This window comes from Pseudoalteromonas sp. CNAT2-18.1, from assembly GCF_022347865.1.
Taxonomy (GTDB): Bacteria; Pseudomonadota; Gammaproteobacteria; order Enterobacterales; family Alteromonadaceae; genus Pseudoalteromonas; species Pseudoalteromonas ruthenica.
Genome location: NZ_JAKRFR010000005.1, coordinates 176,663 through 201,445, shown reverse-complemented (window position 1 = coordinate 201,445; position 24,783 = coordinate 176,663). Strand labels below are relative to the sequence as shown.

Annotated in this window: 23 protein-coding genes and 1 riboswitch; of the genes, 11 read left to right on the top strand and 12 right to left on the bottom strand. The window is 46.8% G+C overall.

The annotated features are described in order from the left end of the window. The first annotated feature begins 86 nt into the window (after positions 1 to 86). The 4 genes from MHM94_RS12430 to MHM94_RS12415 all read left to right on the top strand — a co-directional run bounded on the left by MHM94_RS12430 (position 87) and on the right by MHM94_RS12415 (position 4,312). On the top strand, positions 87 to 605 hold the full coding sequence (locus MHM94_RS12430) for a hypothetical protein (RefSeq protein ID WP_235419531.1): 519 nt from the start codon (positions 87 to 89) through the stop codon (positions 603 to 605). A 69-nt stretch (positions 606 to 674) separates the two neighbouring features. After that, complete coding sequence (locus tag MHM94_RS12425; RefSeq protein WP_235419532.1) at positions 675 to 2,489, top strand: bifunctional diguanylate cyclase/phosphodiesterase; 1,815 nt, start codon at positions 675 to 677, stop codon at positions 2,487 to 2,489. Positions 2,490 to 2,593: 104 nt separating this feature from the next. Next, the gene (locus MHM94_RS12420; protein WP_235419533.1) at positions 2,594 to 3,409 is read left to right on the top strand and encodes a transporter substrate-binding domain-containing protein; all 816 of its coding nucleotides are present in this window, start codon (positions 2,594 to 2,596) and stop codon (positions 3,407 to 3,409) included. A gap of 129 nt (positions 3,410 to 3,538) precedes the next feature. Continuing rightward, a complete protein-coding gene (locus tag MHM94_RS12415; RefSeq protein ID WP_045979345.1) occupies positions 3,539 to 4,312 on the top strand; it encodes a YggN family protein in 774 nt (257 codons plus the stop codon). Positions 4,313 to 4,320: 8 nt separating this feature from the next. On the opposite strand, the gene yacG is transcribed toward MHM94_RS12415, so the two are convergent. The 9 genes from yacG to trmL all read right to left on the bottom strand — a co-directional run bounded on the left by yacG (position 4,321) and on the right by trmL (position 13,134). Continuing rightward, positions 4,321 to 4,560 carry a DNA gyrase inhibitor YacG gene (gene yacG / locus MHM94_RS12410; protein WP_138547043.1) on the bottom strand — a complete coding sequence of 80 codons (240 nt, stop codon included), beginning with the start codon at positions 4,558 to 4,560 and terminating at the stop codon, positions 4,321 to 4,323. Between the two features lie 77 nt (positions 4,561 to 4,637). Next, positions 4,638 to 6,317 carry a type IV-A pilus assembly ATPase PilB gene (pilB, locus tag MHM94_RS12405; RefSeq protein WP_235419534.1) on the bottom strand — a complete coding sequence of 560 codons (1,680 nt, stop codon included), beginning with the start codon at positions 6,315 to 6,317 and terminating at the stop codon, positions 4,638 to 4,640. Positions 6,318 to 6,405: 88 nt separating this feature from the next. Beyond that, entirely contained in the window at positions 6,406 to 7,011 is a 606-nt protein-coding gene (coaE, locus tag MHM94_RS12400; RefSeq protein ID WP_235419535.1) for a dephospho-CoA kinase, read from the bottom strand. Positions 7,012 to 7,018: 7 nt separating this feature from the next. Further along, entirely contained in the window at positions 7,019 to 7,915 is an 897-nt protein-coding gene (locus MHM94_RS12395; RefSeq protein WP_235419536.1) for an A24 family peptidase, read from the bottom strand. Then, positions 7,916 to 9,145: a type II secretion system F family protein gene (locus MHM94_RS12390; RefSeq protein ID WP_152441222.1), complete on the bottom strand. Its 1,230-nt coding sequence runs from the start codon at positions 9,143 to 9,145 to the stop codon at positions 7,916 to 7,918. Positions 9,146 to 9,224: 79 nt separating this feature from the next. Beyond that, positions 9,225 to 10,916, bottom strand: a complete 1,692-nt coding sequence (gene pilB, locus MHM94_RS12385; protein ID WP_235419537.1) for a type IV-A pilus assembly ATPase PilB — start codon at positions 10,914 to 10,916, stop codon at positions 9,225 to 9,227. A 62-nt stretch (positions 10,917 to 10,978) separates the two neighbouring features. Continuing rightward, on the bottom strand, positions 10,979 to 11,392 hold the full coding sequence (locus MHM94_RS12380; protein ID WP_275439931.1) for a pilin: 414 nt from the start codon (positions 11,390 to 11,392) through the stop codon (positions 10,979 to 10,981). A gap of 377 nt (positions 11,393 to 11,769) precedes the next feature. Continuing rightward, positions 11,770 to 12,621: a carboxylating nicotinate-nucleotide diphosphorylase gene (gene nadC / locus MHM94_RS12375; RefSeq protein ID WP_235419538.1), complete on the bottom strand. Its 852-nt coding sequence runs from the start codon at positions 12,619 to 12,621 to the stop codon at positions 11,770 to 11,772. A gap of 48 nt (positions 12,622 to 12,669) precedes the next feature. Continuing rightward, positions 12,670 to 13,134, bottom strand: a complete 465-nt coding sequence (gene trmL, locus MHM94_RS12370; protein WP_235419539.1) for a tRNA (uridine(34)/cytosine(34)/5-carboxymethylaminomethyluridine(34)-2'-O)-methyltransferase TrmL — start codon at positions 13,132 to 13,134, stop codon at positions 12,670 to 12,672. A gap of 90 nt (positions 13,135 to 13,224) precedes the next feature. Between trmL and MHM94_RS12365 the strand changes: the two genes are divergently transcribed. Then, complete coding sequence (locus MHM94_RS12365; protein ID WP_268838276.1) at positions 13,225 to 14,163, top strand: cation diffusion facilitator family transporter; 939 nt, start codon at positions 13,225 to 13,227, stop codon at positions 14,161 to 14,163. Between the two features lie 12 nt (positions 14,164 to 14,175). On the opposite strand, the gene rlmJ is transcribed toward MHM94_RS12365, so the two are convergent. Next, positions 14,176 to 15,015 (bottom strand): 23S rRNA (adenine(2030)-N(6))-methyltransferase RlmJ, encoded by an 840-nt coding sequence (rlmJ, locus tag MHM94_RS12360; RefSeq protein ID WP_235419540.1) that lies wholly within the window; start codon positions 15,013 to 15,015, stop codon positions 14,176 to 14,178. 247 nt (positions 15,016 to 15,262) lie between these two features. On the opposite strand from rlmJ, the gene zapB reads away from it, so the two are divergent. The 3 genes from zapB to MHM94_RS12345 are packed head-to-tail and all read left to right on the top strand — an operon-like array spanning position 15,263 to position 16,792. Then, positions 15,263 to 15,493, top strand: coding sequence for a cell division protein ZapB (gene zapB, locus MHM94_RS12355; RefSeq protein ID WP_045979239.1), 231 nt, complete (start codon positions 15,263 to 15,265; stop codon positions 15,491 to 15,493). Continuing rightward, a complete protein-coding gene (locus MHM94_RS12350; protein WP_235419541.1) occupies positions 15,493 to 15,783 on the top strand; it encodes a cell division protein ZapA in 291 nt (96 codons plus the stop codon). The genes zapB and MHM94_RS12350 overlap by 1 nt, the downstream gene beginning before the upstream one ends. A gap of 28 nt (positions 15,784 to 15,811) precedes the next feature. Beyond that, on the top strand, positions 15,812 to 16,792 hold the full coding sequence (locus MHM94_RS12345) for an MBL fold metallo-hydrolase (RefSeq protein WP_235419542.1): 981 nt from the start codon (positions 15,812 to 15,814) through the stop codon (positions 16,790 to 16,792). 70 nt (positions 16,793 to 16,862) lie between these two features. On the opposite strand, the gene MHM94_RS12340 is transcribed toward MHM94_RS12345, so the two are convergent. Next, positions 16,863 to 19,625, bottom strand: coding sequence for a prolyl oligopeptidase family serine peptidase (locus MHM94_RS12340; protein WP_235419543.1), 2,763 nt, complete (start codon positions 19,623 to 19,625; stop codon positions 16,863 to 16,865). Positions 19,626 to 19,742: 117 nt separating this feature from the next. Next, on the bottom strand, positions 19,743 to 20,885 hold the full coding sequence (locus MHM94_RS12335; protein WP_235419544.1) for a DUF3103 family protein: 1,143 nt from the start codon (positions 20,883 to 20,885) through the stop codon (positions 19,743 to 19,745). A gap of 247 nt (positions 20,886 to 21,132) precedes the next feature. Here MHM94_RS12335 and MHM94_RS12330 point away from each other — a divergent pair, with 247 nt between their 5' ends. The 3 genes from MHM94_RS12330 to MHM94_RS12320 all read left to right on the top strand — a co-directional run bounded on the left by MHM94_RS12330 (position 21,133) and on the right by MHM94_RS12320 (position 24,775). After that, positions 21,133 to 21,576, top strand: a complete 444-nt coding sequence (locus tag MHM94_RS12330) for a YaiI/YqxD family protein (protein WP_235419545.1) — start codon at positions 21,133 to 21,135, stop codon at positions 21,574 to 21,576. A gap of 22 nt (positions 21,577 to 21,598) precedes the next feature. Further along, positions 21,599 to 21,702: riboswitch (TPP riboswitch) on the top strand. A 116-nt stretch (positions 21,703 to 21,818) separates the two neighbouring features. Continuing rightward, positions 21,819 to 23,768 (top strand): phosphomethylpyrimidine synthase ThiC, encoded by a 1,950-nt coding sequence (thiC, locus tag MHM94_RS12325; protein WP_235419546.1) that lies wholly within the window; start codon positions 21,819 to 21,821, stop codon positions 23,766 to 23,768. Continuing rightward, a complete protein-coding gene (locus MHM94_RS12320; protein WP_235419547.1) occupies positions 23,768 to 24,775 on the top strand; it encodes an FAD-dependent oxidoreductase in 1,008 nt (335 codons plus the stop codon). Before thiC ends, MHM94_RS12320 begins: the two co-directional genes overlap by 1 nt. Positions 24,776 to 24,783: the final 8 nt, after the last annotated feature.

Genomic DNA, 24,783 nt, shown 5'->3' with positions numbered 1-24,783 from the left:
TAATGCGGCATTTTTTATATATCCAGTTCCCTGGTTGTGACAATGAATGTAGCTCGCTGTCTCAGCTGTTATACAGGCCCAGTCTTATGAAGTTGTTTTTACTGGTCTTAGCTTTGCTAACAATAAGTGCTTGCAGTGACAGCGTCGGCAAGCCACAGCCAATTGCTGATCCGAACTCAGCAGCCCAAGTGTACCTAGGCATGAGTGAGCAGCTCCTCAGTGAGTTACGCTTGCAAGGACGAGCACCAGAGCTCGAGCATATAAGTACAGCCTTAGCCGTTGCCATGTACGCGCAAATCCCAGATCTAAGGCTGCGCTTTCCCGAGTGTGACGCGTACCTACAGAGCTTATATCAAGGCTTTGATAGCTCAGTGCAATTAACGTATGTAGAGCTGAGTGAGCAATACCATAATGGCGATGCTTTACCCACCTTTGAGGCACCGATTTGCTATCATATTAAGGAGGCGACAGTTCTTCCGCTGCTAATTAGAGCTATGGTGAGAGAGTCGCAAACTGGCGCAGTTAATACTGTGTCGGCGCGTCGACATGCACTCAAAGCGCAAGCCCATTTCAATATCATTCAGCAGCAATTGCAGAGAAAGTAGTCAATTCATGACGCTGTCATAATCCCTTGCTAGGCTTTGCCACCATTTTAATATTGGGTGTACAAAGCTGTGAGTGCCGAATTAATAGCAGAATTAGCCGAAATTATTGAAAAGCGCCAAGTTACCTGCGTTTTTCAACCTATTTTTGACTTCTACCAAGAAGCGATAATTGGCTATGAAGCACTCAGTAGGGGGCCTGAAGATAGCTTTTTGCATAGACCCGACGCTCTATTTAGCTGTGCTGTAGCGCACCATCGTCTTTCCGAATTAGAGTTACTGTGTCGAGAAACGGCAATAGCCTCATTCGCTGAGCAGCAATTAGCTGGCAAGTTGTTTCTCAATGTCAGCCCCAACACGTTATCGGATCCGGCTCACCCTAAAGGGCAAACCCTGCAGCTACTGCGCGATTACGGCCTCGGTGCGCAACAAGTAGTCATTGAGCTCACCGAGCAAGATAAAGTGGATAATACCGAGCAGTTACGCAAAGCGGTTGCACATTATCGTCAGCTTGGCTTTCTCATTGCCATAGATGATTTAGGAGCGGGGTATTCAGGGCTTAAACAATGGTCAGAAATACAACCCGATATTGTCAAAATAGACCGCTACTTTATAGACCATTGCGATCAAAGTCCGGTGAAAAAAGAGTTTTTAAAATCTATAACGGAGCTAGCAAAAGCCACACATACTCGGGTGGTCGCCGAGGGAATAGAGCGAGAAGAAGAGTTTCAATTGTTACGAACACTCGAGCTACATACGGTACAGGGATATTTATTCGAGCGCCCGAGTGCAGAGCCTAGCCAGCAATTTGAGGCGCAACGCTTTCAAAGTTTAGGGCACACTCACCATCAGCACTTTGTTGAGCCATCGCTGGCTGTGGGATGGTTAGCGATAGAGCAACAAGCTATCTGCCAACATACTTTGTGTCGAGAGGCGCAGCGTATTTTTGATAACGATAAGGCGCTGTTTTCATTGGTTGTTATTGATCAGTATCACCAGCCCGTTGGCTTACTATACAAAGAGCAGCTAACAGAAGTGTTTGCTTCACCTTATGGTCATGCTTTGTATGACAAAAAGCCGATAGCGTCGTTGATGGACGCCGAGCCACTCGTGGTTGATGAAAATGAACAGCTTGATAGAGTGAGTCGGCAAATTACCGACAATGATTTTGATATCCGTCGCTATATCATCGTAACTCGAGGCGGTAAGTATTTAGGTGTCGTGCATCTGCGGCAAATTCTCAAGCACATGACCGAAGAAAAAGTACGTCATGCTCAGCATGCTAACCCACTGACCATGTTACCCGGCAATATCGCCATTAATGATGCGATTGAGCACCGTTTGCGCAGCAACCGTGCCTTTTCGATTGCTTATTTTGATTTGAACCATTTCAAACAGTTCAATGATTTATACGGCTATGCCAGCGGCGATAGTGTGATTAAATTATTGGCCGATATCATCCGCAGTCACTGCCAAGCCGTTCCCTGCTTTATTGGTCATATTGGCGGTGATGACTTTATGGTTGTATTTGATGGTGAGGATGCCAGTGCTACTTGCCAGGCTGTGATCGCTGATTTTGATACTCAGGTTCGGCGGTTTTTTAGCCCTGAGCATATCGCAGCGCAAGGTTATTGGAGCTGTAATCGTGAAGGGCAGCGTCAGTTTGTGCCGTTATTGGCTTTGGCCGTGGGGTTAGTTACACCAGATATACGTAGCTGCGATAATAGTCACCAAGTTGCGACATTAGCGACCGATGCAAAAAAAGAGGCTAAGCGCCACAAAGGGAGCCACCTCTTTTGCTGCCAGCGACGCGGGCCCGCCGCACCGTTATTTCGTTTACACTCTGAGCCACGGGACTCGCTTTCACCGTTGTCATTACATGAATAAAGTCACATTAGTTCTGTGTTGCACTGTGTCAATATGGACGGTAGTTTGAGCGCTGAGCTGAGAAGCAGAGAAGCAGAGAAGCAGAGAAGCTGAGGAGGTGAGTGATGGTTGAGGGATTATTAACGCGGGCACTGCTGTTTTTACTTATGCTGTGTGTCCCTGTTTACGCTCAGCAACAAGTTCGTGTTGCCCAAGAAATGCGGCCTCTGTATCCCCGTGATTATTACTTACAAGAGCTATTGCAAAGCGCATTAGCAATCAGTGATAAGCCATACACTATCAGTTATGTTGATGTGCATCCGCATCAACAGCGTATTTTGTATATGCTGGATGGTGAGCGTGTCGATGTGCACTGGAGTATGACCAGTCCAGCACGAGAAAAGTTAGCTATTGCGGTTAAGGTACCGCTTTTTAAGGGGCTCATTGGTCAGCGAGTACTGGTTGCACACCCGGAACTGGCAAGGGCACTCAGTGGCGTAGAATCAGTGTCGCAGCTACGCCAGTTCAGCGCTGTGCAAGGTCATGATTGGCCAGATACCAACATACTCGCCGCTAACAATTTACCGGTAAAACCCGTAGCAAATTATCAAACAATGTTTCGCTTAACAGCGCAGCAGCGGGTCGATTATTTTCCTCGTTCCGTGATTGAAGTGGTTGATGAACTACAAGCTCATCAGCAGATGCAGCTACAAATTGTAGATCACGTTGTGCTTAATTACCCGAGCGCATTTTACTTCTTTGTCTCTAAGAATAGGCCAAAGTTAGCGACGCATCTTCGACAGGGGTTGAATGAGCTAATCCAGCGTGGTGAGTTTGATGCGCTATTTACACGCTACTTCTCAGCCAACCTAGAGACGCTGTCGTTAGCGTCACGCCGACATATTATGCTGGCCAACCCTTTTTACCTTGAGTCACCTTAACATGTTGAACAAGCGGTAGTTCCTCGCTGTTTTACTTATGAAGCGCAGGGCTAACAAAAAATTTGCCTATTTGCTTCATGGTCACTCTTTGATAATCTTAGCGCAGCTTATTTGGGAGTTGCTATGTCACTGCGTTGGTTGGGTCTGTCTGTCATGTTATCCATAGTGGGTGTACACAACGTACATGCCCAGACTCATTGTGACGTGGAACTAACCCATGGGCTTATCATCACTGACGACATTATTCGCATCGTTGATAACAACCAAACCCGTGTGCAAATAAACCAAGACCAGCAGTTGGTTGTTCGCGGGCAGTGGATTGAACTGAACGAGCAAGAGACAGCGGTGCTGCATCAATATAGCATGATGATCCGCGATACTGTTCCAGAGTTAGTAGACCTCGCCACCGATGGCGTTAATATTGGGCTAAGTGCCATTGAGGATGTGGTCACGGGCCTATCTGACAAAGAGCCGGAAATTCTTAAAACACAGTTGCAGTATGTAGAACGGGCGTTACGCGACAAGTTTAAGCGTGGAGACGACTTTTTCTTTATTGCGCCGCAATCGTTATCCAAACTAGATGACTTTTTTGCCCAAGAAGTATCGAAGAAAATTCACACCGCAATCCAAGGCTCTTTAGGAGCTATACTGGTATCGCTGGGCGACGCATTCCAATCTCGAGAGGGTAATATCGAAGAGCGTATTAACGATATGGGTCAGCGCATGGAGATCATCACAGCGGAAATCGATAAGTCGTTACAGAAAAAAGCGCAGCAGCTTGAGCAAAAATCTGTTGAATATTGCAGATGTCTGAATGCGCTTGATAAAACAGAATCAAAACTCCAGCAGATTGTACCTGAATTGGCTGATTTTGACTTGGTAAATATTAAAACCTCGAGCTAACCCAGCCGTTAGTCTTTAAAAAACGAATCATCATTTTGCGCTAGCATGGCTTCAATTTCTTCTATGAATTCAGCCTTATCGACGCCTTCGCTGTCACTATTCATTGCAGTAGAAATTTTATTGTTTTCACTAGACCACTCGCCCAGATCAATCAGCTGACAACGTTTACTACAAAACGGGCGATAGGGGCTTTGTGCAGACCAGGTCACCTGCTTTTCGCAAGTTGGGCATTTTACAATGGTAGGCATAGTATTTTGGGCTGTGAAACTTTCATGGCGGCAGTGTAACTGAGAGCAGGGCGCTTTAAAAGGCCTAAAAGTACAACCTACAGCCGCGTAACACGGTTAATCTCAGATAGTGAGGTAATGCCCTCTGCAGCTTTACGTAGCCCCGATTGACGCAATGTCGCACAGCCTGCTTCCTTGGCTGTTTCGGCTATATCTATCGAGCTACCACCGGAAACAATCACTTTGGCAATATCCGCTGAAACTTCTAATACCTCATAAATGCCCACCCGGCCTTTGTACCCGTCAGTACACTGGTCGCAACCTTTTGCCTGATACAATTTTACTTGTTCCACAGAGTTAGCATCAAACCCTTGCTTAATAAGTTCTTCCGTTGGGAGCTGCTCTGGCTCTTTACAGTATTTGCAAAGGCGGCGTGCTAAGCGTTGAGCGATGATCAGCGACACCGAGCTAGCCACGTTGTAAGCCGGTACGCCCATGTTTAAAAGTCGTGTGATAGTCTCAGGTGCGGAGTTGGTGTGCAGGGTGGAGAGCACCAAATGTCCGGTCTGTGCGGCTTTGATGGCGACTTCAGCCGTTTCTAAGTCCCTTATTTCGCCCACCATTACTACATCAGGGTCTTGACGTAAGAAGGCGCGAAGAGCGTTAGCGAACGTAAGCTCAGCTTTAGGGTTTATTTGTACTTGATTTATGCCCTTAACGTTAATTTCGACCGGATCTTCGGCTGTAGAGATATTCCGCTCAGGTGTATTTAAAATGCTTAAGCCTGAGTAAAGAGAGACTGTCTTTCCGGAGCCAGTGGGGCCGGTGACAAGAATCATGCCTTGAGGTTGTTGCAGTGCGTGCAGATAAAGTTGCTTTTGCTCTTCCTCATAACCGAGCGCGTCAATTCCTAAAGTGGCATTGGAGGAATCAAGCACCCGCATAACAATTTTTTCCCCCCACATAGTTGGCAACGTACTGACCCGAAAATCAATGCTATTACGCGGCGAAATCGTAAGCTTAATGCGGCCATCTTGGGGTTTGCGCTTTTCCGAAATATCTAGTTTAGACATTACTTTGATGCGGGCTGCAAGGCGAGTGGATAGCGCATAAGGTGGATTGGCCATCTCATGTAACACACCATCAATACGAAAGCGTATGCGGTAGTCGCCATCATAGGGCTCAAAGTGTAAATCAGAAGCACCTCGGCGTATGGCATCACGGAGAATCTTATTGATATAGACAATGATTGGGGCGTCGTCATCCTCATTACCCTGTTCCGGATGATGATTATCATAGTCTTGTTTGGCGAGGTGGCTGAGTTCGTCGCTGTCCTCTTGCGATAGCTTCAGTGTGTGGGTGGCATCGAACAGCTGCTCGATGAGGTTATCTATTTGCCGATAATCAGCCAGCACCACTTCACATTGAAGCCCGGTACTAAACTCGTAATTTTCAAAAGCACCGTAGTCAGTAGGATCTGAGGCGGCGAGAAATAGCTTGTTACCCTTGGCAGAAATGGGCAGCATATGATGACGACGAATCAACTGCTCATTTAGCAAGTGCTTGTCTATGCTTCTGGGGTCAAAAGAGCTCAGATCAATATACGGAGTGCGAAATAGTTCAACACATTGTGCCAACAGTTCTTGATTACTCATGTTGCTGCTACGGATTATGGTCTCTGCTGCGCAGCGGCTTTGCTCTTGGTGCGTCTTGACCGTGTCGCTATCGATACGTCCTAAGGTAATAAATTTACGAATCAAAGGTGAGTTAATATTCATAGGTCCCGCAACCAAGTTAATAACAATAATGTATAGCAAGCTCAATGATTTAAGCCATTACAAGCTGTAACATTAAGTGTTATCGATCTTAGCAGGAATGCAAATTGGCAAGATGCAAATAGTTTTGGTGGTACAGAGACACCTTGGCACTGAGGTCAGCGATTACCCCAGCATTAGAGATAATATCGTTGGCCTTTGCGACTTTATCTTGGCGTGACATTTGTGCCTTTAAGATAGCGTTTGCCTGCTGCTCAGTGATATTGTCTCGAGCGCAAGTACGACTTATTTGCACAGTTTCAGGCACATCGATCAATAAGGTGCGCTGACAATACTTATCAAGGCTGTTTTCAAAAAGTAGTGGCGCCTCAAGGATTGCATAGGCACTTTGTGCCTGTTCCAGTTGGGTGAGCATCTCAGTGCGGATAAGTGGATGCAAAAGCGCATTTAACCACTGCTTTTCGCTTTCGTCTGCAAAAATGATGTCACGTAGCTTAGCGCGATTAAGGCTACCATCATCCAACAACAGCGAACGGCCATGACGGCTAACGATGGCGGCTAATCCGTTAGTGCCTGGCTGTACTACCTGGCGAGCGACAACATCGGCATCGACAACCGTGATGCCGAGTTGCTGAAACAAGGTGCTAACGGTTGATTTACCAGAGCCTATTCCCCCGGTTAGACCAAGCGTCCACATCGTTGCTTTAACCCAAAATAGCGCCGAAATAAGCGCCTTGGATTTGCTCTCCCCAAAGCATGGCTATCCAGCCAGCAATGGCAATATAAGGGCCAAATGGAATCGGGGTTGCCTTATCTTTGCCTTGAATAGAGAGTAAGGTAATCCCAATTACGGCACCCACAATGCTAGACAGGAGTATGATCATCAGTAATGCTTGCCAACCTAATAAGGCACCAAATACCGCCAGCAGTTTAAAGTCGCCATAGCCCATCCCTTCTTTACCGGTCAGCAATTTGAACAGCCAATAAACGCTCCATAAGCTAAGGTAGCCTGCGGCAGCGCCAATTAGTGCTGCACTCGGTTCTATGGTGATCCCTGCAACACTTGCTAGTAAAGCCAGCCATAACAGCGGTAACGTCAGCTGATCTGGCAACAGCATATGGCCTATGTCTATGAATGTCAGTGCCACCAATACCCAGGTGATAATGATGTAAAGCACGGTTAGTTGAGTGGGGCCAAAGGTAAGCGCGACAACTAAACTTAGAACCGCAGTGATGAGCTCTATAGCTGGATAGCGAATAGAGATAGGCGCCTGGCAGTATGCGCATTGGCCCTTTAAAAATAGCCAACTAAGCAAGGGGATATTGTGCCAAGGCTTGATTTTGTTATTACATTTCGGGCAAGTCGAAGCTGGTTTTAGAAGGTTAAAAGGAGCGGATGCTGATTGGCTTTGTTCACTTTTTGATGCCAATTCATCGGCAAGTAGTAAGCGACACTCTGACTGCCATTGATTTTGCATCATCTTTGGAATGCGGTAAATAACCACATTGAGGAAGCTACCTACAGCTAAGGATACAAAAAGAACCGTGGTTATAAAAAACCACGGCTCGCTTTTCATTAATTCGAGTACTTCTGAAAACATCTAAATAACAGAACCGAGTTGGAAAATAGGTAAATACATAGCAACAATTAGGCCACCGATTAGCACCCCTAGCACTGCCATAATGAGTGGCTCTAATAGACTTGAGAGGCCGTCCACGGCATCATCTACTTCTTGTTCATAAATAGTTGCCACCTTAGCAAGCATATCATCCAGTGAACCAGACTCTTCGCCGATAGCGACCATTTGAATCACCATATCAGGGAATATATTGGAGTTACGCATTGCCCAGTTCATCGGATTACCAGAGCTGACCTCAGCTTTGATATCTAAAATTGCATCGCGATAAACCGCATTACCAGAGGCTCCTGCTGCTGAATCTAGTGCATCCACTAAAGGTACACCTGCGGCAAAAGTGGTCGATAATGTTCGGGCATAACGTGCCACTGCGGCCTTATTTAAGATCATACCTACGATTGGGGTTTTTAGGATGAGCTTATCAACATTGTCTCGCAAATCTTTATTCTTTCGGTGTGCTTGCTTAAACAAATAGCCACCAACCACCATGGTTAGCACTGCAACCCACCAATACTCCTGCATAAACTCAGAAATTCCGATTACGAATAAGGTAAATGCAGGTAGTTCTGCGCCAAAGCCATTAAAAATATCTTGGAATTGAGGTACTACGAAGATAAGCAAAATGGATGTAACTATTATGGCAACGGCTATAACTGCCACCGGATAAAACATCGCCTTTTTAATTTTTGATTTGAGGGCTTCTGCTTTTTCTTTGTATAAAGCGACACGGTCAAATATTCTATCTAACGCGCCTGACTGCTCACCTGATGCAACCAAGTCACAGTAGAGGTCATCAAAGTACTTGGGGTGTTTTTTGAGTGCAGCACTCAGAGGTTGACCCGCTTTTACTTCTTCACCAATTGTTCTTAATAGGTTCTTTAGGCTTTTGTTTTCAGAGCCTTCGGCAATCATGTCTATAGCTTGAACCAAGGAAACACCAGCAAGCAGCATGGTTGCTATCTGGCGGGTCAGCATGGCTATGTCTTTCGCTGTTATACGCTTCTCACCAGAAAAGCCCAGTAAAGGTTTGGCTTTTCTTTTCACCTTTGATGGCGTAATACCTTGTTTGCGCAGTTGAGCCTTTACGAGTGCAATACTGGTACCAGTAAGCTCACCTTCAAGTTTTTTGCCTCGAGTACTCACACCCACCCATTGGAACGTGTCCAATTGGTTTGCTTGTTTTTGTTTTGCCATTATTTTCTCACAAGCTCTGTTGATTACTTAATATTAACACAGGGTTTCAGCAAAGGTTACTGCTGTTTGCCTAGGTGCTTTACATGTTGGTTACGCGATTGACTTCTACCAGGCTAGTCACGCCCTGAGCAACCTTTTGTAGCCCTGACTTTCTTAGGTTATTGACACCTTCTTGAGCCGCGACTTCTGCTATTTCTAACGAGTTACCGCCGCGCATTATAATTTCGGCTATTTTAGGGGTGATGGGCATTACCTCATAAATACCAACTCGGCCTTTATAGCCTTCGGTGCAATCATCACAGCCTACTGGTTTGTAGACAGTTAAATCACTTAGCTGCTCGTGCGTAAACCCTTGCTTTAGCAACTCTTCTTGAGGTAGCTGTTCAGGCTCTTTGCAATGCTTACATAACCGACGGGCTAGCCGCTGGGCGATAATCAAACTCACTGAACTGGCAATGTTGTATGAAGGCACACCCATATTCATTAAACGAGTCAGAGTTTCCGGCGCTGAGTTGGTGTGTAGCGTCGATAGTACTAAGTGGCCTGTTTGCGCTGCTTTTATCGATATTTCCGCTGTTTCTAAGTCTCGAATCTCACCCACCATGACAATATCAGGGTCTTGACGTAAAAACGCGCGTAAAGCATTGGCGAAGGTCATATCAGATTTAGCGCTGATTTGAACCTGGTTAATCCCCTCTAGGTTTATTTCAACGGGGTCCTCGGCAGTACTAATATTACGCTCAGTGGTATTAAGAATATTGAGACCGGTATAAAGTGATACGGTTTTACCTGAACCTGTAGGACCGGTAACCAGAATCATACCCTGAGGTTGCGCAAGCGCGTCCAAATAAAGCTGTTTTTGCTCGGGCTCATAGCCAAGCACATCAATGCCAAGCATCGCGCTGGAACTATCAAGAATACGCATTACGATTTTCTCACCCCAAAGGGTGGGAAGGGTACTCACACGGAAATCGATACTTTTTTTGGCGTTTATTTTTAGTTTTATACGGCCATCTTGGGGTTTACGCTTTTCCGCCAAGTCCATATGCGACATAACCTTGATACGTGCAGCAATACGGCTCTCTAGGTTAACAGGAGGAGAGGCAATTTCATGGAGCACACCATCGACACGGAAGCGTATACGGTAGCGTTTTTCATAGGGTTCAAAGTGTAAATCGGAAGCTCCGCGCTTAATCGCATCCATTAAAATTTTATTGATGTAAACAATAATGGGGGCGTCGTCTTCTTTAGAGTTTACATCTGTTGCTAAATCTTTCTTATTACCGTCACCAGAGTCAACACCTTCGAGCTCTTCCATATCATTGTCGGTGAGACCGAGCCCTGACGTACTATCGAATAAGCCATCGATCGCTTTTTCTAGATGGTCATAACGAACAACCACCGCCTCTGTTTGCATTCCCGTGTTGAATTCGTAATCTTCGAAAGCGCTAAAATCGGTAGGGTCAGCCGTTGCAATGAATAATGTTTTTCCTTTCGCACCTATTGGTAGCAGCTTGTGCTTTTTAATCAGCTTTTCATTTAGCATTCCCTGTTCGGGCAGCATGCTCAAATCAAAGGTGGAAATGTCGTATTGGGAAACATGAAAGATATGGCTGGCTTTTTGTTGCAATTGCTCCGGGGAAATTTTTGCAACGTTGCATATCATCTCTGCGATAGAGCCATATTGGTTTTTGGCTTGTGAGGATATTTGGTCTGGTGATAATAAACCGAGGGCAGATAGCCTTCTAACAAGAGGAGAATTTATATTCATACAATCACTGCAGTAAAAAAACACTCCCACAAGGGGAGTGTTTACAATAGGTTAGCTATATATTAGCGACACTCTAAAGGAAGTAAATCTTTATCTGTAGCGGTTGAAGTACAAGTCCACTCACCACTAGCGTCGTCACGAGTAAGCGTAAGGGTCTCGGTATCGATACCTGGTGAACCCTTCATAGTACCTACGATAGTGGTAGCTGTTGCTGCATGGCTAGCACACGCTTTTGGTTGACCTAGCTGAAGGTCAGATAGATTTGGAGTTGCAGCAGCACCTTGTTCAAGCTTCATAATTTCGAATTGTGTTTTACCAGGAATAATTTCTTGATAACACGCTGTTGCTTGACCTTTAGCTGTATAGCCTTGATAAGCTGGAAGCGCTACTGCTGCCAAAATACCGATGATCGCAACAACGATCATTAATTCAATCAGGGTGAAACCCTGTTGTTTGTTTTGAGTCATTTTTTCCATGTTCCTCTCCTAAAGGATTGTTGGGCAAAGTTAAGGTAACCAGTGTTGCTAAATCGTTGATTCGGCAATTGGTCGACTAGTTGCTTGTACTACGTGGGGCAACAAGCGCCTAGCAATGTCAAAACCTACAGGTTCAGATATCTTAGGAAGTATAGTCCAATTGTTGAATTCAACTAACTGAGACACCGTTCCTTGAGTGTAGATTTCTTTTATTACAGTTTCGTTGATTTATAACAAAGTATTACTACCTAAGTATAAATCTCATTCTTTAAAACTAGATGCTATCACGGCATTTTGGCTTTGTGTAGCACTTTTTTTAACAACTGCTAACATCTATACCGAATTCAGCTATTCTACTTGAATATTTTGCAAAGTCACTATAGTTGTTGAAAACGCATTGATAAATCAACAGCTTCAATGTGTTTAGTCAAGGCACCACTGGATACGTAGTCTACGCCAACGTTAGCGTACTGTTGCAAAGTTGCCAAAGTGATATTGCCCGACACTTCTAGCTTGGCTGATTTGTTAGTTAGTTTAACGGCTGTATTTACATCCGCTAAAGAAAAGTTATCAAGCATGATAATGTCCGCGCCAGCACTGAGCGCTTGTTGCAACTCATCGAGACTCTCAACTTCAACTTCTACAGGCTTATCCGCGTGATTGTGCTTGGCTTGGGAAACCGCCGCAGCAATACTGCCACAGGCCGCGATATGGTTCTCTTTAATTAAGAATGCATCAAATAAACCGATACGGTGGTTCACTCCGCCGCCACATTTAACTGCGTATTTTTGCAGTGCTCGTAAACCTGGAATAGTTTTACGAGTATCTAGTAATTTAGTATTGGAATTGGCCAAGACTTGGCTATAAGTATAAGCTGCTGTGGCCGTTGCACTTAACGTTTGTACGAAGTTAAGTGCCGTGCGCTCGGCGGTCAAAATAGCCCGGGCGCTGCCTTTGGCGTTAAATAGGCGCTGCTCGGGTCGCACTTTATCCCCATCGGCGACGAAAAAAGTGAGTTCGACACTGGGGTCTACTTGAGCAAAAACTTCTTTTACCAACTCTTGGCCACAAAAAATGGCTTCCTCTCGGGTGATAACATCGGCATTAGCCTGCTGCTGCTCAGGGATCAGCTGTGCGGTAATATCACCTTCACTTGGGCTGAGACCATTTAAGTCTTCATCAAGGGCTTGTTGAACGAGTTGGCGAATCAGTGCTTGGCTTGGTGTCATAATATCTAGTTCTTATATAGCTGGTTAGAGAATGTAGCATCGGTGCGTTTAGCAGGCGCCCTCAAAGTCGAGTTGGCGCCAGGATTCATAAACAAATACCGCGACTGCATTCGATAGGTTCATACTGCGGCTGTTTGCTTGCATGGGAATACGTACCCGTTGCTCTGCTGGTAAAGAGGCGATAACTTCGCTAGGCAGCCCGCGTGTTTCGGGGCCAAACAACAGCGCGTCACTTGGTTGATAGGCGACTTCATGATGAAAGCGCGTACCTTTGGTGGTACATGCGTAAATACGTTTTGGGGCACAGGCGTTGATATAAGCTTCTAAGCTCGGATGGCGCTGAACATTAGAGAACTCGTGATAATCCAAGCCTGCCCGTTTAATGCGTTTGTCATCCCACTCAAACCCTAATGGTTCTATTAAGTGTAAGCGGTAGCCGGTGTTGGCACACAAGCGAATAATATTACCAGTATTAGGGGGGATTTCGGGTTGAAATAAAACAATGTCTAACATAAGTCTTCTGAGCTGAGCGCGATACAGTGGCGTGAGTATACCAAAGATGGTTAAAATGACGCATAGATTCGATAACTCTAGGTGCATTTTATGAACAACCAAGGCGCGTCAACCCCAGCAAGAGGTTACAACTTTTGGGTGCGCTTCGCTAACTTAATTACGTTGGCTATGGTTAGTTTGATGATTGCAACTAAGGCGTGGGCGTGGTTGGCATCAGGCTCTGCCGCTATGCTAGGGTCATTGACCGACTCATTGCTTGATATAAGCGCTACCTTGATGAACTTCTTTGTTCTGAGTTATGCCTTAAAACCGGCTGACGACGACCATCGTTTTGGTCATGGTAAAGCGGAAGCTTTGGCTGGTCTCGGTCAAGCCGCTTTTATCAGTGGCAGTGGCTGTTTATTAGCCTTTCATGCCATCGAGCGCTTTATTAACCCTGTCACTGTCAATCATACATTGTTGGGTGTGTGGGTGAGTATTTTTGCTATTTTTTGCACCTTAATTGTTGTCTATGTGCAATATCAATCTATTAAGCGTACTGAGTCGGTGGCGATAAAAGCTGATTCACTGCACTACAAGGGTGATCTATTACTGAACTTAGCAGTATTGCTTGCTCTGATGTTGGCCTACTACGGTATTGCCGGTGCCGATCCATTTTTTGCTATCTTAGTTGCTGCCTACTTGCTTTACAATGCTTGGCAAATAGGCACCGAGAGTGCGGCGCATTTAATGGACAAAGAACTGCCTGATGACGAAAAAACGCAGATAGTGGCAGTTGCCAAAAGCCACGAGCAAGTTTTAGGGGTGCACGATTTGCGTACTCGCCAAGGCGGCAAAGTACGCTTTGTGCAACTTCATTTAGAACTGGATGACAATATGCCTTTGATCAGGGCACACCAAGTCGCGGACGAGGTAGCGCTACTTATTCAAGAGGCGTTTAGCGAACAAAAACACCCTGAGTTCGGTGGTGAAGTTGATGTGCTGATTCACCAAGATCCAATTTCAGTGGTCAACAAATCAAGTTGTTAGTGTTGTTTCAGGTTATTCATCAACCAGTTGCTCGCAACGATAAAACCCGTCTTGCTTGCTGAGCACCTTCACTAACTCCGGTAGTACCTGTTGCATCGTTGCTTTTAGCGTGTAAGGCGGGTTGATGGCAATGATCCCTGAGGCGGTCATGCCACGTTCTTCACTATCGCCTTGGGTGGCAAGCTCGAACAATTGAATGTTTCGAATACCAGAGTCAATAAAACGTTGCTCAAGGCGGTCTATGCGGGAACGCTCAACCACGGGGTACCACAACAAATAAGTGCCCGTACTAAAGCGTTGATGTGCTTTTATAAAGGTATCGACTGCTTTGTCGTAGTCACTCTTTACTTCATAAGGCGGGTCCATTAACACGCATGCCCGGCGCGAAAGAGGCGGCACCAGTGCCAGCAAGCCTGTAAAGCCGCTTTCATCTTTTACTCGTAACGAGCGCTTACCTGCCATATTTTTTTGCAGTAATTTTAAGTCTTGAGGGTGCAGCTCAAAAAACCAGCCTTTGTCTTGTTTACGTAAGTAATGTTCAGCGACCTTAGGTGAACCCGGGTAATGACGTAACTGAGCGGACTCGTTCATACCCTTAATCAGGGCTACATAATCCGCAAGCGCATCTACATCACCTTGATACTGCCACAGCTTAGCAATGCCATCGTTGAATTCTTGGGTTTTCTGCATATCGGCATTGTCGATGGCGAAAAAACCGGCTCCCGAGTGGGTATCAATATAATCAAAGGGCTTATCTTTTTTGACCATGTGTTGCAGTGTTTGTGCTAACACTAGGTGCTTCACCACATCGGCGGGGTTGCCAGCATGAAAAGAATGGCGATAACTGAGCATAACGGCTCCTAAAACTTAAATTGTGGTCATTTTACTGTATTTGCACCAGATAAACAGAGCTAGATGTGTACTTTGGGTGATTGATTAATAAGCAGCTACTATAAACCGCTGCTGAATATTGGGTGATTTAAATGAACCCGCTGTTAATACTGGCAAAATTTACAGGAAATACGCTACACCCCCTAGCATCGCTGGGCAGATTGCTTTACATTTGCAGATTCTAATCAACAGTTTAAAGAGCGCCTTTATGAACCAAGAAACCCTTTCCCAACTCGAACAACTGGTCGATAAATTGATTCAGCGTAACAGTGAATTACAGCAAGAAGTGACCACCTTACGTGAAAACAATACTAAGCTAATGGACGAAAACGAAACTTTGCAGCTAGAAGTGCTAGAAAGCGAAGAAAAGCAGAAAGAAACCAGTAGTACATTAACGAGCCTACTGGAAAAACTGCAGTCGGCTAGCGCGGCGGGTTAATGAGTAACGACGGACACAGCGTCAAGGTCAATTTGCTCGGTAGGGAGCATCAGTTTGCTTGTCCCCCTGGGCAAGAGCAGGCGTTACTTGATGCGGCACAGCACCTCAATGAGAGCGTTGAACATATGCGTCAGCGCTCAGCGGTGCGCAATGATGACAAAGCGTTACTTATGGCAGCACTCAACTTGTGCCATGAGTTATTAGAAGCGAAGTCGCAGCTCACTGAGCTGCAACAAATGCAGAGCCAACTGTGCTCCAAACTGACATCAGCCTTAGAAACAACATCATAAGGCGCATAGTCGCGCCCAAGGGAAGCCTATGCGCCAATTTCTGTTTTTATTATTAGCCCTCACCACCACCGTAAGCCATGCCCAGCAATGGCACAGCATCAGTGCTCATGTCGACTTTATCCAACAACATGAAAAGCTAAAGTACTATGATTCAAATCAGGTGCTTATCCAGGGCGATGAATGCGCCTTATTAATCGATGCGCCAGGGGAGTTTTCGCAAACTGAGCGCTTCATTAGCAAGTTAGACAAGCAGCTAAAAGTGCCACTGTGCTATTTGTTAGTTTCTCACCCTCATGATGACCATTTATTGGGGATGGCACTGTTACAAAGCCATTACCCGGACGCTAAACTTATCGTCCACCAACATCTCAATGATCAGTTTCATCTCGCTCATGCCCAGCTCAACGAACGCTTAGATGGTTTTGCCAAGAGTATTGCTCTAAGCGAGCACCGCATGAATAACTTGCCCGAGCAAGAACAGCTTCCTTGGCAGCAAAAAATAGCAGCAGCGAAAGCGCGTTTAGATAAATGGCAGCATTTAGAGCTGCAATCACCCCAGGTGGCAATAAACAAAAAGACCACATTGGACTTAGGTAATTACGAGCTCAACATATTGCCCTACGCGGCGCATACTGATGCCGACCTGATGGTGTATATTGAGCAAGAGGCGCTTCTCGCCGGTGCGGATATGGTCGACATACAGCCCTACCCTGGGGACGCAAATTTCTCGCAGTGGTTGCGCGCTTTCGATGATTTGGCGGCTCTGGATATCACTCAAGTCCTACCAGGACATGGTGATGCACATAGCAAAGCGAGCTTGAATATCCCAAAAGTGTGGTTAATAGCCATTGTTGAGCACGTAAATAAACATCCTGAGCAAAGTGTCGAAGAGCTAGTCGCAAGCTTTCCAACACACTTTTCACCTAGCGAGCCAGGGTTAGAGCAGCGCGCTTACCGCGTCTTTTTAACCGCAGGGTTGCAGCGCGCCAAAGCCACACAAGGGCAATAGCACACATAAAAAAAGCCAACCCGCTTGGGTTGGCTTATAACGCAAATGTATTGCTGTGTTATAGCGTTAATTATTCCTCAATAAAAGGGACACCTTGCGTCATCCACTGTGGCGCTGGTTCACCTTTTAGGTGATGATTAAAGTACTGCATCATGCGAATAGAAAAGTCCACTTGGTTGGGGAACTGTTTCAGGTGATGTGGCTCGCCATCATATTCAAGGAAAATCACCTCTTTCCCGGCGCGGCGCAATGCTAAGTAGTACTGAATTCCTTCTTGCCAAGGCACGGCGCCATCCTCATTGCCAAACATAATCATAATAGGAGTGTTTATTTTATCGGCAAAAAACACCGGTGAGTTGTCAATGTAGGCATCGACATCTTCATACAGTGCCTTACCAATACGGCTTTGCCCCGTTTCATATTGGAATTGACGCGCTAATCCTGATTTTAGGCGGATACCGCTGTATGCCGAGGTCATATTCGATACCGGCGCTCCCGAGACAACTGCTTTAAACATATCGGTTTGCGTTACCATAAAGGCACTTTGGTAGCCGGCCCATGAGTGTCCTTGCAAGCCTATGGCATCTTTTTTGGCAACGCCCATATCAATCAGCTTTTGTGCGGCATTGATCATGGTTTGAGTGGACGAGGGGCCAGGTTTACCAATCTCAAAGCGAATATCAGGCAAGAACACCGCGTAACCGTTCGATGTAAACATCGGGAAGTTAGGGCGATGGTTAAGCTCCATTTTTGGGAAGTCGTAACGTCGCTGGCTCATATAGCGGTAAAAGTAAATAACCACAGGCACTTGCTCACCTTCTACGTAGTCCGCAGGTTTAATAAGCACGCCTTGTAAGTCCTCGCCATCGTAGCCTTTGTAACTAACTAGTTCTGGCTTTTGCCCCCATTTAAACTGACTGATTTGTGGGTTTAAGTCAGTCACCTTACGAGTATTACTGAGCTGGGCATCAGCCTGCCAGAAGTCAGGAAACTGGTGATAACTCTGCTTAGTAAAAATGTATTTATCAGCGTGTTTGGCCTTCATTTTTACATCAAAGCGCGCTTCATCAGCCAAAAGTGTACGCACAGTGTTATTTGCTAAATCCAGTGCACCTATGTGGGTCTGCTTATTATTCACATTAAATGCGCGTAGCAGCAACTGCTCTTGGTCATCAAAACCAAGCTTATCATCGTCAAGGTTAACCACCCGATACTGAATCTGCTTTGCTTGCCCTTGCGTTAAAACTTGGGCTTCGCCACTTTCAACATCAAAGGCCCAAATATCGTATTTAGAATTAATGAGTACCTTCGAGCCGTCTTTATACCAGCCCGCAACACCATAGCCGTCTACCTCAGAGGGGTAATCGTGCTTATCATCGGCAAATACTGCATTCACTGCTTTGCTAAGGGGAGTCACTGAATTATTGGCTAAATCTTTTAGCTGCCACCCTTGGTCACTAAAGTACACCGCATGTTGCCCTGTTGGTGACAAACTCGGGTGATGTGGATGGGCTTTGACGATGGCTTGTTTACTGCCGTTGAGAACATCAATGGCATAATAGTCATTATAAAAGCCTTTGTAGGTCATCTCGTGCAAATAGGGCTGGTTAGAGTAACCGATAAGGTGATCTGCTTTTTTGTTTAACCGCACCTTTGGCACTTGCTCATTGGCCAGTTGCACCACCTTCTTGCCATTAAGGTGATATACCGCTTGGTAATGGCGATATTTGTTTTCTTTCTGCCATTGCTGTTTTTCGCGCGGTTTTATTTCTGGGTCTTGGTGGTGCCATACTTCAATATTCGCCTGAGCCACTATGGTGTCGAAGTCGCGCAACGACTGCGCGTCTTGGTACTTTTTCTTGGTCACTTTGGCGTCAAGCTCTGGTCGTGTTGTAAAGTATAGGCGAGCGCCATCTTCCGACCAACTCAGTGTGCCTTTCTTGCCCGCTTGCCATTGACTTGGCAGCGTTTCTAAGGTGTTTTGCTGACCATGCCACAACATCGTACGGTAGTCGCGGCGGCGCGTATCATCATTGACATAATTGCCGACATTAAAGGCCACAAGGTTTTGTACTGGGTGCCATTCGATGGTGCTAACGGTTACCCCTGGCTCATCTATCAGCGAGTCCGTGCGTTGTGAGGCAAAGTCAAAATAGCTGACTTGGTTATTACTGCCATCACTGCTGTGTTGATTGAAGACGATACCTGCACTGGTATGGCTGATGGCATAAGTGAACACTGAATCAAGGCGTGTCTGCTCGTTGCTGGTTAGATCAACAATGACTAAGTCATAGGTTTTATCTTTTTTATCAGCGCTAATATGCAGCTCATCGCCAGTATCGGCTTTTTCTTTTTCGTTATCAGCATCTTGATCGTCGCTGCTGTGGAGGCGATAGGCGAGCCAGCGACCATCATCAGAAAGTTGATAGTCTTTCACCTGCTCAAAACTTTGCTGGGCACCCGTTTGGGTATTGACCAAGACGAGGTTGTTTTTTAACTTCTTGCGCGCTTTTTTGTCAGTGGTTTCTTTATTCAAGAGGGTGGGGACTTGGGTGAATGCCACCCATTGGCTGTTTTTATTAATCTGTGCCGCTGTACCGCGTGCCACCGTGGCAATAAGTTCATTGTTATCTAGGTTATACACCTGACCTTGAGCGTCGCCGCGATAAGGTTCGGCACTAAAGGCTAGGTACTGACCTTGCTCGCCCAAAACGGTGTGTTGCGGATATTTGAAATCGAAGACATCGTTAAATTGCAACGCCTGCTTAGCGGCCACTGGCGTCGCCAGTGCACCTGCCAGCATAGCAGTTAGAAAAGTAAGTTGAGGTTTCATGACCACGTCCTGTTTGCTTTTTTAGCTATTGTAACGGTAACAGGCGAAGATTCGAGCAAACGCGATAAAGTGGATAGTTTTTGAGATAGGCGCTGCACTAAGCAGCGCCATAGTGTTTTATCTTGGGTCGATAGTAAGTGGTTCCAGCGTGACCCTTGCGTTGTTGCTGGCGCCCGCATAGTTACGGTACGTTTGCCCCTCACGTAAGGTGTAATACACGTCAACATAGTCGTCATCGTTAGTGAACCATGCATCAGGCATTGCTTGTAAAATCTCATTTGTTAGCTGAGGAATAATGGCATAGCCCTGAGCGTCAGGATTCGGAATTGCGCGCAGTACCGCTGTGGCGACTTCCAATAGCTTACTCGCCAGAGTTTTATAATTGGTATTGTCGTCTTGCTCCATCAATAAGATATCCGCAGCTTGCCAACGGTAGCGATTCCAGTGAATTAACACTTGGTTTGGGTAGTAGTTTTCGCCGTCGTGATCTAAGTAGGGCATATCAACAATGTCTAGCACTGGCTCATCGCGAGACGGGCTCACACCCGTGACAATGGCGTACACTTCAGCGGCACCTGAAATCCAAGGCTCTTCATCATCATTAACACGGATTTGTTTAAGCACTGTGGTGGATAACGGTTGTTCGTCTTGGGTGCTGTATTTACTTTGTAGCGTCGGTTGTTGGGTTGATGCCAGCACCGAGCGCATTATCGCAAGTCCCTCAGTAAGGGTCTTTTTGGCGTCAAGCTCGACGATGAAAACCGGTGTATCAGGAAGCGTGTAGGCATCGAGTAAATGCAGCTGTCCTTGTTGGTCATACGCTTCTACCACATCCCAGTGTTTGTCATCGCCCTTGGGGGCAAAGGCGACCAGCGCCGGTTCGCCTTGCTGCCAGTCATTAAGCATGTTGCGATGTGCTAGGCGCAGTTGTAATAGGTTGTCGCCCTGTTCAGGTAGGCCCTTTAGCGAACGAATTTGGGCATTGTGCTGTTGCAGATCAAACTCGCTTTGAGCGTCTTTAGGCACTAACTTATCGGCACTCACTGCCAACGAGTACGCACTTAGTTGTTGTTGTAGGGTTGGTTGTAGCTGCTTTAAATTCTTGGCAATGTTTTTGGCAAGGGCTTTTTTGCTTTGGAATACACTGTGGGCCGCCTGTGCCTGTTGGGTGACAGCGGTTGTTTGTGAGGCAACACTTAGATGACTGGTGAGGCTCAGCGTAGAGGCGAGTGCCAAGCTCAGTAGTGATAGTTTTTTCATTTTATGCTCCATGTGTGATCAAGTTTCAAAAAGTACACCTGAGGTAGGGTGTTAACCTTTTTTTAACCTTTTACCTTTTGCAGGGTCAACACATCGGAGCAGTGAAATGCATTCTGCGTGTAAACGGACGTAAATAGTGCGGGGAAAGCGCTTCATTTTTCATCCTTTATACTTATTCTTGCATCACTTCATACCTCCACTGACAAACTTGATATACTGCACACCTATTTAATTAGGAAGAAACGCCATGACTATTTGGGTTGACGCCGATGCGTGTCCCGTCGCTATCCGCGAAATTATCTGCCGCGCTGCGGTACGCACGAAAACCACAGCGGTCTTTGTTGCCAACCAATACCTGCGTTTGCCAGCATCAGATTTCTTGCGTATGCAGCAAGTCATGCCGGGTTTTGATGTGGCGGATAATAAAATCGTACAGCAAGTTCAGGCCGGTGAGTTGGTGATCACCAGCGACATCCCATTAGCGTCGGAAGTAATTGATAAAGGCGCACTAGCATTGAATACACGGGGTGAGCTGTACACCAAAGAGAATATCAAGTCGCGCCTTAATATGCGTGATTTTATGGATACCTTAAGAAGCAGCGGCATCCAAACCGGTGGCCAAGCCCCTTTGAGTGCCCAAGACAAACAACAATTTGCCAATCATCTTGACCGCTGGCTTGCGCAACAATGAGTTTGTAAGCTAGACTGCTGGCGAATACTTGTCGGAGTGCCCTAACTGAAGGGCTGAGATCGCAAATGCGGGATCCGTTAACCTGATCAGGCTCACACCTGCGTAGGGAACAAGCTTGCCTCGGCACGCTTGTGCCGTAAAGGCACAAACCATGCCCAGCCAAAGCAGCGCTTATGCGCGCGGACCACAGGCTCTATCGCCTCCAGACAAGACCAATACTCAGTAAAATAGTGAGGTGCGTCATGTCACAAAAAACCAAACCAAGCCGTCGTCAAAGCCGCGAAGCGGCGTCTGAATATATCCACAACCTTACGGGGCAGCCTTTCCCCAATTCCAAAAAAGTCTATGTTGAAGGCTCGCAGCCTGGAGTGCGAGTAGGTATGCGGGAAATCGCATTAAGCGATACCTTTGTTGGCGGCAGTGAAGAAAACCCCATCTACGAAAAAAACGACCCTATTCGTGTTTATGACACCTCTGGGCCATACACCGATCCAGATTTTGAGCTCAATGTGCGCAAAGGTCTGCCTAAATTCCGCCAGGCTTGGATTGCAGAGCGTGATGACACCGAGCTATTAGATCATAAAAGCTCGCAGTTTGCTCAGCAGCGTATGGCTGACGAAGGGCTTGACCATATTCGCTTTGAGCATCTACCGCAGGTGCGCCGCGCTAAGGCGGGTAAAAATGTCACGCAAATGCATTACGCTCGCCAAGGGATCGTTACCCCAGAAATGGAGTATATTGCCATTCGCGAGAATATGGGCCGTGCGAAGGTGCGCAAAGAGTTATTAGCTCAGCAGCACCCTGGGCAGTCTTTTGGTGCCAGTATCCCCGAATTTATTACCCCTGAGTTTGTCCGTGATGAGGTTGCACGGGGGCGGGCAGTGATCCCTAATAATATCAATCATCCCGAGTCCGAGCCGATGATCATCGGGCGTAACTTCTTGGTGAAAGTAAATGCTAACATCGGTAACTCGTCGGTTAGCTCATCCATCGAAGAAGAAGTAGAAAAAACCGTGTGGTCCACCCGCTGGGGAGCCGACACCATTATGGATTTATCAACCGGGCGCTATATTCACGAAACCAGAGAATGGGTGATCCGTAATTCGCCGGTGCCAGTGGGCACGGTGCCGATTTATCAGGCGCTTGAGAAAGTCAATGGCGTGGCCGAAGATCTTACCTGGGAAATCTTCCGTGATACGCTGATTGAACAAGCCGAGCAAGGCATCGATTATTTTACCATCCATGCTGGGGTACTATTACGTTATGTGCCTATGACCGCAAAGCGGGTCACGGGTATTGTCTCCCGAGGGGGGTCTATTATGGCGAAATGGTGCTTAGCGCATCACCAAGAGAATTTCCTGTACACCCACTTTGAAGACATTTGCGAAATTTTAAAGCAGTACGATATTTGTTTCTCGTTGGGCGATGGGCTGCGTCCAGGGTCGATTGCCGATGCCAATGACGAAGCGCAGTTCAGTGAACTACGCACCTTAGGCGAGCTTACCAAAATAGCATGGCAGCATGATGTGCAAGTGTTTATCGAAGGGCCAGGTCACGTGCCGATGCATTTAATCAAAGACAATATGGACGAGCAGTTAGCCCATTGCGGCGAGGCGCCGTTTTATACTTTAGGCCCGCTAACCACCGATATTGCCCCGGGCTATGACCACTTCACTTCAGGCATTGGCGCGGCGCAAATCGCTTGGTATGGCTGCGCTATGCTGTGCTATGTCACGCCGAAAGAGCATTTGGGGCTGCCTAACAAAGAAGATGTTAAAGAAGGCTTAATCACCTATAAGATTGCCGCCCACGCAGCCGATTTGGCCAAAGGGCATCCAGGGGCGCAGGAGCGTGACAACGCTTTATCAAAAGCGCGTTTCGAGTTTCGTTGGCTCGATCAATTCAACTTGGGTCTCGACCCAGATCGAGCGCGCGAGTATCACGATGAAACCTTGCCGCAAGAGTCAGGAAAAGTCGCGCATTTTTGCTCGATGTGTGGGCCCAAATTCTGCTCTATGAAAATCACTCAGGAAGTACGTGATTACGCCAAAGATCTGGAGTCTAGAGGTATCGACCCCAATAATCTTGGCGAGGAAATCAGTATTCGCATGGTTGATGTTGAGTCGCAAATGCAGGCGAAATCAGAAGAGTTTAAAGCCTCAGGCAGCGAGCTCTACCATAAGGTATATTAATGGCCCAAAAAATAGCCATTGTTGGCTTTGGTGTGTGCGGCCGGGTGGCCGCACTGCTGCTTGCCCAGCACTATGATATTGAAGTGTTTGAACGCGGTGATGAGCACGGCCACAGTAGTGCTGGGCACGTGGCAGCTGCGATGCTTGCGCCAATGGCCGAATCGGTACTGTGTGAACAAGACCTCGCTGAGGATGGCCTTGCTGCTTTGGCATTATGGCCAAAACTCTTGGCCTTGCTCGATGAACCGGTTCAGTTTCAGCAAGCTGGCAGTATTATTGTTGCCTACCCCCAGGATCAGGGCGCCATGGCGCATTTCCGCAAACAGTTAAAGCCATTGGCGGGCTTTGCTGGGCAAGACATTGACGGTGCTCAGTTGCAGACGCTCGAGCCCGAGCTGGCAGGGCGCTTTGGCAAAGGGCTATACCTGCCATGCGAGGGACAGCTCGACAATCAAGGCTTTTATCAGCACAGCTACCTCAGCCTAAAACGTCGTGGCGTGCGCTTTACCTTTAACGCCGATGTGGACGTTGACGCGCTCGCAGCACAAGACTATCAAGCCGTCATCGATTGTCGCGGCATCGGGGCGAAAACTGCGCACACCCTGTTGCGGGGGGTCCGTGGCGAGGTCGCTAGAGTGCATGCACCGGAAGTACGCTTGAGCCGGCCGGTGCGGCTCATGCATCCGCGTTATCCGATTTATATCGCTCCTAAGCCAGAGCATCGCTATGTCATCGGCGCCACCGAAATTGAATCACAAGATACCCGAGCTATCACGGTGCGCTCTACCTTAGAGCTGTTATCCGCAGCTTACAGTGTCCATAGTGGCTTTGCTGAAGCCACCGTTGAGTCCTTGCGTGCTGGGCTGCGCCCTGCCTATAACGATAACCGTCCACATATTGAGCAAAGGGGCAAGGTGATTAGCATTAATGGCTTATATCGCCATGGCTATATGCTCGCGCCCATTGTCGTTAAGCGGGCATTGGCGCAGTTTAATACCGCCGTATAAAACCAAGG